This is a genomic window from Candidatus Merdisoma sp. JLR.KK011 (genome assembly GCF_036941125.1).
Lineage (GTDB): Bacteria > Bacillota > Clostridia > Lachnospirales > Lachnospiraceae > Laedolimicola.
Genome location: NZ_JAYWSZ010000006.1, coordinates 78,506 through 92,035, shown reverse-complemented (window position 1 = coordinate 92,035; position 13,530 = coordinate 78,506). Strand labels below are relative to the sequence as shown.

Below are 13,530 nucleotides of genomic sequence, written 5' to 3'. Positions count from 1 at the left end.
TTGTCTCTACGTCAGCCTGCCCGGAATATCGTCCGGTTATTTTCGAAACGCTATACTAACTGAAAACTCTCCAATTGTTTACCATCGCCCGGAAGGGTTCCGGGTCCTCCGGATCCAGATAGAATGGGACATCCGTTGTCTTAAAATCAACCAGCCACTGGGCAAGATCAACTCTTCCGCCTTCAACACGTATTTTATAGTCAATCGGTTCCGTCATAGCAGTAAAATTTTCCGGAAATGTCCTCTTCCAGTTCTTGTCTATCCTGCCCGTAAGCATTGCCTCGCACCACAGCACCGGAACAGGCATGTCAATGAAAGCTGCAATATAATTCCATGTGGAATTACGGAAATTAACCTCACTGAAATAACAGGTATCATCCTGATCAATGATAAATTCTATGGAAAAAATACCCTCAAATCCTATTTCAGCAAGCATAGAATCCAGAGAGGACAGGATGTCTTCATTTTCAAAGTTAAACGCTGTCATGTAGGGACTGTAGTAGCCCCGGATCAGATAATTATAATTTGTACCCATTGGGATAAAGCTCTTTTGTCCCTTATCTATGGTAAAGCCGTCCAGGCAGAGTTCATTTTTCTTTTCCACAAACTTCTGGATTAACACCTTCTGACAGGCAATCTGCTCAAATGCTTCTCTCAGTTCCTCTTCTGATTCACAGATAAACACATTCTTTTTCCAGTCCGCTTCTACGGGAGATATGGCTTTTGTAATAACCGGGTATACCAGATTCTCCGGAACCACACCCCTGTCTGTAGTCACAGTCGGAAGAACCTTCAGACCATGTTTTTCTGCGATCTCCAAAATACGTTTTTTGTTCATATACTCTGTCACGCGTCCGTCAGCTCCTGCATTATACATAATGAATCTGTCTTTTAATTCTGAATAATGCATATCAAGAATGCTCTGGACATCATCATCCGTCGTAAGCACAAACGGTTTTTCCGGCATACTGCTGTATTCTTCCAGAAGAACCTGATAGCCTTCTTCTGCTGTATCCACATAATGGACCTTTTTTATATATTTGCTTTTTGAAGATGCTGCGCCTCTGCCTTTAATCGCAATATAGACTGGATGAATCCCACATCTTCCCAAAGTTCTTATCAGACCCAAAGGATTATAGTGTTCCATTGCAAATACAATTACCAGATGTTCCTTTAACATAGTTCTCCTCCTCTTCCAGCCGGACAGCATTCTGTCAGTTGTCAAATGATTTGTTCCCAGATACATGAGCATGCTCGGATGCTTTTATGACTTCTCCTGCTTTCTGGATATACTTCTCTACAGGAAGATCCCAGTTCCAGTTTTCAAACGATTGTAAAATAATATCAAAATCACGCTCCCTATGATAAGTTCCCTCTCCGATACATTTCTTCCGCATGGAATTCCAATACTTATATTGTGGAAATACTTTTTTAAACAATTGTTTCGCAGCTCTGTCAAGCTGTTCATAACTGGTCCGAAGAGTCGCTCCTTCTTCCGGTTCTATTATCTGCTGTGCAATCACATCGCCGGTATCCAGTCCTTTATCCACATAATGAATCGAAACCCCTCTCGGACTTCCTTCCAGGAGATTCCAAAGGTTAGGTGATGTCCCCCTGTCAAAAGGAAGATATGAATTGTGCAGATTTACGATGTTGCCATTCAGCGCATCAATAATCTCAGCCTGTATCATATATGGATACGTGTAGCTTATTCCAAGATCAAACCTGTTTTCCCTGCACCACCCGGCATTTAACCGCCCTGTTTCCAGAACAGTCCCGTGTCCCTGCTCTTCCAGCCACCGGAACAGTTCCACCGCACATTCATTACTGTATAAACACAGAATTTTCATAACTTTTTCACCCATAATCTTTCAAGAAAATATTTGCACTTCTATCTCTCTATATCCTCCCATGTCAGTTTTATACCGTTAGCAATATCCCTTTTTGTCTTCTTCCCAATGATATCCTCCCAATGTATGGCCCCTATGCCGTCACCGGGTCTGAGCAATACCAGATTCTCACCGGTCAGCACTTCCCCGGCCTTAATCTCCTTTGCTGCCGTGATGCTTCTGTGCATCACAGCTCGTTGCTTTTCTTCTGTCTTTGTAGGACGCAGTATGGGACTTCCCAGCATCACATGTGCTGTACGGATTCCATCCGCCCATACCTTTAGTTCGGCAGGATCGGCAGAAAACCAGTGATCCGGACCGGGAAGGTTGTGCTCCAGCGTAAAATGCTTCTCAAATATTTTTGCTCCGTAAGCCGCTGCTATAACTGCTGCTATGCTGCCCTGTGTATGATCGGATAAACCGGGAATTACCTCCGGAAACTTTTCGGCTATAGCCAGCAGCTTCCTTGCATTCACATCTTCCGGAGGTGTGGGATATTCGGATGTGCACAGCATCAGGCAGACCGGATGTCCCTCCTTCACACGAAGCGTCTTTAATGTAATTGCAATTTCTTCCTCTTCCGCCATTCCGCAGGAAACTATCATCGGAAGTCCGTATTTTTCATATTTACCCAGTAACGGAATATTCACAAAATCATCCGATCCGACTTTGACTGCATCTACTCCGACTCTCAGAAGAAGCTCCAGGCCGTCAATTCCCGACACAGTCGAAAGAAATATAATATCCTGCTCATCGCAGAAGCTTTTCAGTTCTTTCCATTCTTCCTCTGAAAATTCCGTGCGCCTGAACATTTCATACTGTGATTCTGTTACCTGGACTCCCTGTGACTGGTAAGTATACATCTCTTCCTTATCCTGGATGAATTCTTCTGTGCGGAAGGTCTGAAATTTTACAGCATCCACACCAGCCTTTTTTGCCTCAAGGATCATCTTTTTTGCCAGATTCATATCCCCGTTATGATTGATTCCTGCTTCCGCAATGATAAAGGGCTCTGAATCCTCTCCAATGATCCTGTTCCCGATTTTAAATTCCGCCGCCATTATAATACGCCTTTCATATAACGATACTTTATTTCCGCCAGCTTCCAGTCGCTTTCATTATCAATATCCTGCACCTCTAATTCTGATACAAAATAGGGCTTCGTATGGTTGTTCAGGATGTTGTCATTTTCCAGATATTTCTCTGTTTTCATCCAGTAAAACTGCCCGCAGTCATGGTATACAGAAGGGAGATCCTGGGAACGCGCATTAATTCCTTCCGGATCCACCGGTTCCATAAAACCATCCTCTCTTAATCTCATTCCCCTCTGGGGCGGAAAAGAAAAGTCCACCATTGGTATCACATTAAATACATCTTCATCCTGCAGCAGCCGGTAGCTTTCTTTCAGCTTATCCGGTGTAATAAACGGAGCTGTGGGATAGATGCAGCAGAATTCATGGAAGGTTACTCCGCATTTTCCATACATTCCGATCACTTCGTTCAGTACATCCGTAGTATCCGCATAATCATTGGAGGTTTTTTCACTCCGCATAAAAGGCACGGATGCGCCAAAGCTTTGTCCTATGGCTGCAATTTCTTCACTGTCTGTGGAAACCATTACTTCCTCAAACAGACCGCTTTCAAGAGCCGCCTCAATACTGTAGGCAATGATAGGTTTCCCACAGAAATCCCGTATATTCTTCCCTGGTACCCGTTTGGAACCTCCCCTGGCCGTTATAATGGCATATGGTTTCATACGATTCATCTCCTATAATTTTCTATTACCTTTGTCACCGCATGGATCACATCTTCCACATCCTGCTCCGTCATCCCTGGATAGAGAGGGATGCTTACAATCCCCTTATAGACTTCTTCCGCATCCGGGCACAAACCTTTCTTATATCCCAGATTCTGATAATAAGGAAACCAGTAAACCGGCACATAGTGAATCTGGCACTGCACATTTTCTGCTGCCATGGCATCAAAAAACTGACGCCTCGTGCACGCCAGCTTTTCAAGGTCCAGTCTGATAATATACAGATGCCTGCATGTATCCGATTCCGGTATTTCCTCCTGCAGGATAATTTCCGGAAGCCCCCTGAAGGCTTCATTGTATCTCTTTACAATTTCCTTTCTTCTTTCTGCAAACCTGTCCAGCTTTTTTAACTGGCTGAGCAGGAGCGCTGCCTGGAAGTCCGTCATACGGTAGTTGTATCCTAAGGAAACCTGTTCATAATACCAGGGGCCTTCATGGGGCGCTCCTTCCATCTGACCTTCCTCATGGGTAATCCCATGGGTATGTGCAAGAACCAGCCTCTTATAGAGTTCTTTGTCATTGGTTGTTACCGCTCCGCCTTCACCGGATGTAATGGTTTTCACCGGATGAAAGGAAAAGCAGGTCATATCTGCCAGACTTCCTACCGGCTTCCCCTTATACTTCGTTCCGATCGAATGGGCCGCATCTTCAATTAATATGAGTCCGTGCTTATCACATATCTCTCTTATTTCTTTCATCTTCACAGCCTGCCCGGTAAAATCCACAGCTGCTACCGCTTTTGTCTTTTCCGTTATATGAGACTCTATACTGGTCGGATCGATGTTATATGTCTTAAGATCCACATCTGCAAACACCGGTCTTGCTCCGCAGTACAGGGCGCAGTTGGCACTTGCTGCAAAGGTCAGAGGCGTTGTAATCACTTCATCTCCCGGCCCGATGCCGGCTGCCATGCATGCACAGTGAAGAGCCGCTGTCCCGTTGGAAACTGCCACGGCATATCCGGCTCCTGTATATTCTGCAAGGGCCCTCTCCAGTTCCACCACTTTCGGTCCGCAGGTAACAAAATCACTTGTAAGGACTTCACTTACTGCCTTTACATCCTCTTCATCAATCCACTGCCTGCCATAATATATTTTTTCTGCCCGGACCGGCATACCGCCGTCAATTGCTAATCTGTCCATGAAATTTTTTTCTGCTCCTTACCTGTTTTTCTGCATAAAAAAAGAGCCCTCAGTGCCCATCCAGATCTGTCTTAAGCTTTTCTTTTAAATCTTCTATACCAAGCCATTCTGTATTTGTCCCGGAACTGTATTCAAACTCAGGTTCTACCGGCTTTCCTCCCGGAATGATGTCCTTCTCTCCCCACCAGTTATAATGCGGATAAACAATAAAATGCTTTTCATATTCATAGGTGTGAAGGGAATCCTCTCTTGTCACCATAATTTCATGCAGCTTCTCTCCTTCCCGGATTCCCACCTCGGGCATCTCACAGCCGGAAAGCATGGCCTGGGCCAGATCCGTAATTTTGAAGGAAGGGATTTTTGATATGAAAGTTTCTCCTCCTCTGGCTTCTTCCAGTGCTTTGATAACCAGCTCCACTCCCTGTTCCAGACTGATCCAGAAGCGAGTCATCCGGTAATCGGTAATTGGCAGTTTTTCTCCCCCATTATCTATAATATTCTGGAAAAAAGGTATCACGCTTCCCCTGCTGCCCGCCACGTTTCCATAACGGACCACCGCAAATCTTGTTCCGCCTTCTCCGCTGTATGCGTTCGCCGCACAAAACAGCTTATCCGAGACTAATTTTGTCCCACCATAAAGGTTCACAGGATTTACTGCCTTGTCTGTGGATAAAGCTACCACCTTTTTTACACCTGTTTCCAGGGAGGCATTGATTACATTCATGGCTCCGCTGATATTTGTTTTGATCGCCTCATTGGGATTGTACTCACAGGCCGGAACCTGCTTCAGTGCAGCGGCATGGATTACATAGTCCACGCCTTTCATCGCCATCTTAAGCCTGGCTTCATCACGGACATCGCCGATGAAATAACGGAGAACATCCCTGTATTCCTTATATTCATTGTCCATTACAAACTGCTTGTATTCATCTCTGGAATAAATGATTATTTTTTTAACTTCATAATGTTTCAATACGTAATCCACGAAATGATGGCCGAAGGAGCCTGTACCTCCGGTAATTAAAATTGTCTTATTGTTCAGCATAATTATTAATCCGCCTTCCTATATTTTTCCCTAAATGAGCAAACATTCTATCTATCAAGTTGCGCTGTATTACATCATTGATCTGCCAAATAGCATATGCCAAAATAATTGTTACTGCTACAACTATTAGATATATCATAATTCCACCCCCAATCTGGATATCATAACCTCTGTTCACAAGAAAGCAGCCAATAGAACATATAATTCCCCAATGTAATCCATATATTTGAAAAGATAATTTTCCTAATATCTTCAAGGGGCTGCTTTCAAGAAATTTGCACATAATACTATTTTGATCAAAAAAAAGATACGCCATAAGCAGCGCCCAGGCAATACCACAGAGATTCGCATAGTTCACTTTTTGATTCATTGGCATAACAGCCCACATTACTATCATCCAAAAAATCATTAATGTAACACAAAACCAATATTTACTATACTTTTTTCTTCTATGCATCTTTCTTAGGCTAATATAGCCCAAAGTCTCATAAAGTATTATCCCTGCAAGTGTAGAATAATAATATCCATTGCCATAAAATGCAATTATCAGACCAGCAAAAAGGAGAGTTATAATTTTATATTTATATGTCCTGTTCCGTATAATAAAAAGAATACCAATTGCAATAATCCCTCCTAACATTTCCAATTTCATTGTCCAAAATGGTGCTACATAATTTGATTTACCGTAAACAAACACATCCCACATAGAATCTTTTAACATTCCAAGCACTGTCCTGCTATTGCTCATAAATATGTTAAACTTAATCATGCCCGTATCATCAAAGTATCCTGGTGTCAGATAATAAAAACCATTTCTAATTAAAACAAATGCCACAAAATCCGACATTACTAAAGTTGGAATTAATCGAAAATACCTTTTTACATACCCTGCAACAATTAATCTCCAATCCTTCTCATAATTATTGAGCCATAATCCAAAACTGCTCAAGACAAAAAAATATGACACTCCAAATCCACCAGATACAAACATTGAGAAAGGAGTATAAAGGAAAGCCTTCCAAATAGATGTCTCAACAAGTACTGGAAATAAGACTTTTGCATGACAATTTAATACTGCAATAGCCATAATTCCACGTAGACCTTCAAAACTCTGTATACGTTCCTTTTTCGTTTAAAATCCCTCCCCAAAAACTTTATTTCATACTCTCTCTTATCTGTTTTGCTGCATCATTTATAAGTCCATAAGCATTAACCCTCTCCGCATTTTCATTTATAATTATGTCTGGTTTATATTCTTTTACAAGTTCCTGCAGCTCCGAGGTGTGGTTAAGATGTATAAATATTACTTTATAAAAGCTTTCGGCAAAGTATCCTGTTAAAAAAGAACTGATATAACTATCCCCAATAATCAAAAGTGTTGTATTATTATCCACATTCCTGTTAATCCAATAATCACTTCGCTCATCATCACCACAAACTGTAAGAAGGCTTTTATTTCTTTCAGGTTTACTGCTATTATCAAGATAAAATACCTCTGAAAGATCCTCTTCGTGAATTCCCCCGAGAATTGTCTGCCCAATATCTTCTAACTGTATATTAAAATCTTCTTCTTTCAAAACCCTATATCTATTACCATTATTGGCATTTATCAGATTCATAATTTCAATATATCCAATAAATGCTCCTCTCTGGTTCCAATGGCTTGGATCTCCCCAGGCAGGATATACATCATATTGCTTTTTCCCTTCAACGAGAGCCTTTTTAATGTCTGGTTGTTGAATATCGGTCTTCTCCGTTAAGGCAATTACCGCCTGATCTGTTTTTGAAATATCTCCGTATTGATAAATATAATTCGGAAACTGTTCGGGATATATCGTATGTTTATCCCAGCATTGCATCCTGTAAAACTGTATATTCCTGCTTTTCAAGTACTCATATACATACTGATATGATTCGGCAATCTCATTAATGGTTTCTTCAGAACGTAAATTCAAACGATGATAGTCTTCAAGAATATTTTCTGGTGTAAAATTCAATTCATTATTGGGTCCCAACATATAATATATACCATCATCTATCTTATGAAAAATATAATACCCAATTCTATTATTGATTGAAACCATTGATTCACGAAGTCCTATGTTGTCTTTAATCCAAATTTCAAAATCATCAATAAACTTCTCATTCCATTCTCCATTTTCTGTAAAAAAATGTGGCTGACTCGCTAATACCCGGTTCTCTGTCTCTGATATCTTCCCCTCTTTCCAATTAATAAACCCTACAGGCAATATTACCATAAATGTAATAATCATGATAAAAATTCCATTTATTATTTCATCATATCTATACTGTATTATATTCTTCATATTTCTCCCTTTTACAATATCAAAATTGAAAATAAATAAATGGATTATATGTCCCCGATACTACTCGTATAATTGAATATGCAAAAACCAAAATCAATCCTATATTTTTTATCACCAGCAAAATTCTTCCATCCAGATTTTTTTGAAGAATACCTGTCATTCTCCCACAAATCGGAAAGGCACAAAGTATCGCAATTAATATAACTGTTACATTCCAGATGTTGAGATACCACCCCAGACCAAACAAAGGCGTGCTGCTCGTATACACGCAAAGCATTGTTTTAATATATAGCCATGCCTCTTCAAGTGATGGCGCACGAAAAAGAATCCAGATGAAATTCACAACAAGCAAGGTATAAACATGCTTTATTCCATTTAAAACTCTAGATTCCATTTGTATTTCACTGATAGCTCTATCCCTTTCCAGCACAGAACGAATAAACCTCTCTAATACAATAAATGCTCCGTTTACCCCTCCCCACGCCACAAAATTCCATGCAGCACCATGCCACAATCCAGTAAGAAAAAATACAGATAGGAGATTCAGATATACATGCTTACGATTACCTCCCAAAGGAATATATACATAATCCCTAAACCATGAAGACAATGATATATGCCATCTTCTCCAAAATTCGGATACACTTTTTGAAATATATGGGTAGTTGAAGTTTTCCATAAAATGGAATCCAAGTAGCATTCCAATACCTATCGCCATATCTGAATATCCGGAAAAATCAAAATAAATCTGAAGCGTATATACAAGACTTCCAAGCCATGCAACACCACTTGTATTCAAGCCTGCTCCAACTCCCCAAATGTGATCCGTTATTAAAGCAAGACTATTTGCAAGAATCACCTTCTTCCCAAGTCCAATGATAAATCTGCATATTCCCTGATAATACTCTCCCTTTTTCCTTGACCGATTTTCAATTTCCTTTTCTATATCCACATACCTAACAATCGGGCCGGCCACAAGCTGTGGGAATAATGATATATATAAACACAGGTTTAATATGTTTATTTGCCCCTTAACTTTTCCTCTATATACATCAATCACATATGACATTCCCTGGAAAGTAAAAAAGGATATTCCTATAGGAAGGATTATATTCCTCAACGGGATATTTTTTCTTCCAATATCGTTTACTGTCCTAATAAGAAAATCAAAATATTTAAAATATATAAGCAGTGCAAGATTAAGAGTAATAGTACAGATAAAGAAAAATTTCTTTTCCTTTCCTCTTTTTGCCGAGACTAAAATTCCGCCAAGGTAGTTGATTAAAATGTTCAATAGCAGCAGCCATAAATACTGAGGCTGCGACCAGGAGAAAAAAAGAAAGCTTGCAAATATCAAAAAAATATTTCTCGCTTTTAACGGTAATATTCTATCTATTATTAGAACAACCGGCAAAAATATAAAAATAAAAACCGTTGAGCTAAATACCATGTAATTTTCATACCCCTCTATAATAACTCATTATACATTGGATATCTATTATAAGCATCGACATATAGCTTTTCTAAATTGTCAATTTGCCTTTCAAATTCTTCACTGATCTCAGCTTGTCCGTTCACTATCCTTTCGCCTTCTTCAAGCATATAGTTTATATTAAACTCAACGCCTATCTCTTTAACTGCACGTATATATGCTGCACAGGAATGAACATTATCTTCTTCCCATCGGGCAAATTGTTTAAAAAGCCTAGGTAAATCTTCAAAAGAGCGAACTCTCGTCACTCCGTCTATTAATTTAAATGATATATCTGCAAAGACAGCTGAAGGCTTCCCTAGCAAAGCAGCCTCAAATGCTGTTGTTCCCGAAATCGTAACTACCCCTTGAGAATTTACAATCCATGGCTTGGGATCATCATAGTAATTAAACTGAACCATTTTAACATTTGGAAGCCTATTTACTTCCTTATAAAACTTTACTTCACGTTCGCCCAGCATTGCCGGATGCTCTTTTACATACAGCCACCATCCAGCTGGTAAACTTTTTGAAACAGCCTCAATAATCGATAATTCATTGACATAAAAAGGTGCCAAAGTAAATGTAGATGATTCTGGTATTAAGTGTAATGGCATGTAAACATACTTCTCTGCAGCAATAGGAGTAGTAAAATAGCGATTACTGCGAGTCAGAATCTGCCTTCTTAGTTCGATACCTGCAAAATAATGAAACATATCGCGAGAGTTATTATATAATATTTTACTTGTTCTTTTTATTTTTCGATTATTCCCTGCTCTGTCCTGGTTGTTCAAATAAATCGCCTTTACAAACATTTTTTTGATAGCCACCAACATGCTGCTCGCCTTATACTGCTCATTAACTGCAGATTTATATTCTTGAGTTGTTATTCTTGCAGATTCTCTAAATCTACCTATATAATTATATTCTATCATCAAATTGTCTCTACTATATGTCTTATATTTATTATATTGTAATTCAAAAAATGGATCTATCTTTCTTCCTAAGCTAAATGTTGCCAGTTTATATAAATCAAATCTTGGAAAGTCCAATGTAATATATGGAATTTTACTTTTATAGCAAACTTCCAGCAAAATGGTCCTTGCCAATTCAGAATTGTCCAGATCGAGTATTACATCTGGTGATGCATCTTTTATTACCCCCAATACATTTTCATAATTTAAAATAACCCAGTTTAACTGTTGTGAATAAGTACACTTTCCATAATAATTTCGATAATGATAATGTCTTGTTAAATATTGTGTTGTTACAACTTGTTCATTAATTCCTAAATAATGAGTATATTCTTTTTGAATATTCTGAAGAAACTCATAATTCTTGACTTCATCATCTTTCTGATTTACAAAAATATCTGCAATTTTAACAGAATCATATATTTTTATATTTTCTATCGCCTTCCATCGATAGTATGTTTGCTCATTAAATTTGCACTTGGCAAATTTAGCTTCTATTGCATTAAAAAAAAATGCTGATACTTCGTTATCATTTTTCCATTTCTGTGCTAAATAATATAGAGGAAATGAATATGATTCTTTGCACACAAACAAAATTTTTTTCCCTTTAAAACTATCCATATTTTTCTGTATGGCGCTTATAAAAGTAAAACACCTTGTCCCCTTCCTTTTTATTTTATATGGCAATTCAATACATCTCAGTTTATCAAAGTTACCCTTTTGTCATAGAAATCATTGAAAAAATTCTTTATTTTTCAATATAGTTTCCAAATCCCACTCCCACCACTTGGAAGCCTCAAGTTCTTTAATTCTCTTCTCATTAAACCGCATTTTAATTATTTGGGCTGGCCCTCCCCCGACTACGGCATAGGCAGGTACACTTTTGGTTACAATGGCCCCTGCCGCAATCACTGCTCCACGGCCAATTGATACGCCTGACAATATAACTGCATTAGAGCCAATCCATACATCCTCGCCAATCAAAATATCACCTTTTGTTATAACATCATTTTCAAAAGGTTCCCCATAGATGTTGTAATGCATCGCATAGGTTGTGGCTCTGTTCATATCATGATTAAATTGCTGTATACTCACATTTGGAGCAATTGATGTATAACTTCCAATTTTAATTTTTCCTTTTTCTGCATGCAATACCGTTCCTGGACCTGATATTGAAACATTCTTTCCAAGCTCTATATCTCCATAAGCATAAACGTGTTCGAAAAAACACCCGCTCCCCATTTTTGTTATATGCATTGTTGAATCAACTATTATCGTTTTTCTTTCAAAATCCGTAACTTCAACTCCATAATTAATTATGGAGCTTTTTCTTATATAAATATTCTTTTTCTTTAAAAGCTGTTTTTTTATTATTGACTTAACCATTATTATTCATTTTCCCTTTATATATTACTGCCTTATAACTTTTTAAATGTTTTTCTCACTATTGCAATTCCCAAATTTATTTCTTGTTTAAAATATATTCCCATTATTAAAATGAGAAATAATATCATAATGTATCTAATGCCATCTGAATGATCATACATTAGATTAAACCAAAAACCTGCCAATATAGCTATAAATGAAAAAAATGCATATGGTGCAAACCTGTATATTCTTCTCTTTGCAACCCACCATGATGCACAATAATGAAATAGCATCAAAAGACCATAGGATATCATCGTTGTATACGCTGCTGCTATATATCCATATCGCGGAATAAATACCATATTCAAAGTAAAGTTAACTAGCGCCGCTGATACTGAACCAATTGCAGTATATATTGTTTTTTTATAATATAACTGTATTATATTAAAATTCTGATACATAAACTGCATCAATGTTCCCAGAGCAACAGGAAAAATAACCCAGCGTGCATCGTAATACTCCCTTGTCCCTAATATTTTTAATGCTTCTGGCGCAACTGAAACAATTCCTATAGTCAAAAAGGTTGTTCCTGCTACAATACGTTCTATAAAGCTTGCAAGCTTCTCATCTTCTCCTTTTTCCAGCAGATTGTACATTTGCGGCTTTATACCATCACTTACTGCATTTGTTATTACCGAAAGAAGAATAGCATAAGAATATCCAAAACTATATATACCAGCCTCAGATTCCCCAATATACTTTATTATCATTACACGGTCAATCTGCCCAAGAACAATCATCGCAAGACCATGAGGTATCATAGGTATGCAAAGTTTCAAACCATAAGTCCAATATTCCCTGCTATATAGCAGTCTGCCCTTACAGAATATTTTAACTGCAAAATATAATCCAATAATAATGCATGGCAGTGCCATTCCTAGTATCCGGCCCATATATCGCATATCCGGCCATAACAATACAAATACAATCGAAAAAAACACTGTTCCCAGAACTGTAAAAAGAGAAATACCTATATTTTCTTTATATTTGTAGTCAAATTGAAAATCAGTCTGCGCATAATTAACTGACGGTTCGAAGATCAGATAAAACATCATAATAACAATACATACCTGATTCAGTTCCATCACGCCACACCAGAAATTAATGGTAGGAGTAATAATTAATATACATACTAATGTTGATATAATTCCCAGAGTCTGAATTGCCGACAAAAATTCCTTGTAGTTTTCCTTAAATTCTACTTTTCCTCTCAAAGCAGCTGTCGTCAGACTAAGCCCTGCAAAACAGGAAACAATGTTGGCCCATGAATTAAAATTACTTGCTATTCCATAATCCGATGTACTTAGTAGTCTCGTAAATAATGGCGCAGTAAAAAAGCTAATGCCGCGAATCAGCACTCTTGACACTGTGTACCAGAGTGTCGCTTTAACTACAACACTTTTTTTAATCTTATTCTCCATTTTAAAATATCACTCTA

General features: G+C 38.3%; 12 protein-coding genes. All 12 read right to left on the bottom strand.

Annotated elements, in window-relative coordinates; all coding sequences use genetic code 11:
- Positions 1 to 55: 55 nt before the first annotated feature.
- The 12 genes from VV089_RS23910 to VV089_RS23855 all read right to left on the bottom strand — a co-directional run bounded on the left by VV089_RS23910 (position 56) and on the right by VV089_RS23855 (position 13,513).
- Positions 56 to 1,180 carry an ATP-grasp domain-containing protein gene (locus VV089_RS23910; protein WP_334337691.1) on the bottom strand — a complete coding sequence of 375 codons (1,125 nt, stop codon included), beginning with the start codon at positions 1,178 to 1,180 and terminating at the stop codon, positions 56 to 58.
- Between the two features lie 34 nt (positions 1,181 to 1,214).
- A complete protein-coding gene (locus tag VV089_RS23905; RefSeq protein ID WP_334337690.1) occupies positions 1,215 to 1,850 on the bottom strand; it encodes a formyltransferase family protein in 636 nt (211 codons plus the stop codon).
- Between the two features lie 41 nt (positions 1,851 to 1,891).
- The gene (locus VV089_RS23900; protein ID WP_334337689.1) at positions 1,892 to 2,950 is read right to left on the bottom strand and encodes an N-acetylneuraminate synthase family protein; all 1,059 of its coding nucleotides are present in this window, start codon (positions 2,948 to 2,950) and stop codon (positions 1,892 to 1,894) included.
- The gene (pseF, locus tag VV089_RS23895) at positions 2,950 to 3,645 is read right to left on the bottom strand and encodes a pseudaminic acid cytidylyltransferase (protein WP_334337688.1); all 696 of its coding nucleotides are present in this window, start codon (positions 3,643 to 3,645) and stop codon (positions 2,950 to 2,952) included. The genes VV089_RS23900 and pseF overlap by 1 nt, the downstream gene beginning before the upstream one ends.
- A 5-nt stretch (positions 3,646 to 3,650) precedes the next feature.
- Positions 3,651 to 4,847 (bottom strand): UDP-4-amino-4,6-dideoxy-N-acetyl-beta-L-altrosamine transaminase, encoded by a 1,197-nt coding sequence (pseC, locus tag VV089_RS23890; protein WP_334337687.1) that lies wholly within the window; start codon positions 4,845 to 4,847, stop codon positions 3,651 to 3,653.
- A 49-nt stretch (positions 4,848 to 4,896) separates the two neighbouring features.
- Entirely contained in the window at positions 4,897 to 5,892 is a 996-nt protein-coding gene (gene pseB, locus VV089_RS23885) for a UDP-N-acetylglucosamine 4,6-dehydratase (inverting) (RefSeq protein WP_334337686.1), read from the bottom strand.
- On the bottom strand, positions 5,879 to 7,009 hold the full coding sequence (locus VV089_RS23880) for an acyltransferase family protein (protein ID WP_334337831.1): 1,131 nt from the start codon (positions 7,007 to 7,009) through the stop codon (positions 5,879 to 5,881). Before VV089_RS23880 ends, pseB begins: the two co-directional genes overlap by 14 nt.
- A 37-nt stretch (positions 7,010 to 7,046) precedes the next feature.
- Positions 7,047 to 8,219, bottom strand: coding sequence for an alginate O-acetyltransferase AlgX-related protein (locus tag VV089_RS23875; RefSeq protein ID WP_334337685.1), 1,173 nt, complete (start codon positions 8,217 to 8,219; stop codon positions 7,047 to 7,049).
- Positions 8,220 to 8,238: 19 nt separating this feature from the next.
- On the bottom strand, positions 8,239 to 9,513 hold the full coding sequence (locus tag VV089_RS23870; RefSeq protein WP_334337684.1) for an MBOAT family O-acyltransferase: 1,275 nt from the start codon (positions 9,511 to 9,513) through the stop codon (positions 8,239 to 8,241).
- 173 nt (positions 9,514 to 9,686) lie between these two features.
- Positions 9,687 to 11,285 (bottom strand): hypothetical protein, encoded by a 1,599-nt coding sequence (locus tag VV089_RS23865; RefSeq protein ID WP_334337683.1) that lies wholly within the window; start codon positions 11,283 to 11,285, stop codon positions 9,687 to 9,689.
- A gap of 111 nt (positions 11,286 to 11,396) precedes the next feature.
- Entirely contained in the window at positions 11,397 to 12,050 is a 654-nt protein-coding gene (locus VV089_RS23860; RefSeq protein WP_334337682.1) for a CatB-related O-acetyltransferase, read from the bottom strand.
- Between the two features lie 32 nt (positions 12,051 to 12,082).
- A complete protein-coding gene (locus VV089_RS23855; RefSeq protein WP_334337681.1) occupies positions 12,083 to 13,513 on the bottom strand; it encodes a lipopolysaccharide biosynthesis protein in 1,431 nt (476 codons plus the stop codon).
- Positions 13,514 to 13,530 lie beyond the last annotated feature (17 nt).

Coding starts and splice junctions, on each gene's coding strand:
- VV089_RS23855 (WP_334337681.1), bottom strand. CDS start 13,513: ATGGAGAATAAGATTAAAAAAAGTGTTGTAGTTAAAGCGACACTCTGG.
- pseB (WP_334337686.1), bottom strand. CDS start 5,892: ATGCTGAACAATAAGACAATTTTAATTACCGGAGGTACAGGCTCCTTC.
- pseC (WP_334337687.1), bottom strand. CDS start 4,847: ATGGACAGATTAGCAATTGACGGCGGTATGCCGGTCCGGGCAGAAAAA.
- VV089_RS23900 (WP_334337689.1), bottom strand. CDS start 2,950: ATGGCGGCGGAATTTAAAATCGGGAACAGGATCATTGGAGAGGATTCA.
- pseF (WP_334337688.1), bottom strand. CDS start 3,645: ATGAAACCATATGCCATTATAACGGCCAGGGGAGGTTCCAAACGGGTA.
- VV089_RS23865 (WP_334337683.1), bottom strand. CDS start 11,285: ATGGATAGTTTTAAAGGGAAAAAAATTTTGTTTGTGTGCAAAGAATCA.
- VV089_RS23875 (WP_334337685.1), bottom strand. CDS start 8,219: ATGAAGAATATAATACAGTATAGATATGATGAAATAATAAATGGAATT.
- VV089_RS23910 (WP_334337691.1), bottom strand. CDS start 1,180: ATGTTAAAGGAACATCTGGTAATTGTATTTGCAATGGAACACTATAAT.
- VV089_RS23860 (WP_334337682.1), bottom strand. CDS start 12,050: ATGGTTAAGTCAATAATAAAAAAACAGCTTTTAAAGAAAAAGAATATT.
- VV089_RS23905 (WP_334337690.1), bottom strand. CDS start 1,850: ATGAAAATTCTGTGTTTATACAGTAATGAATGTGCGGTGGAACTGTTC.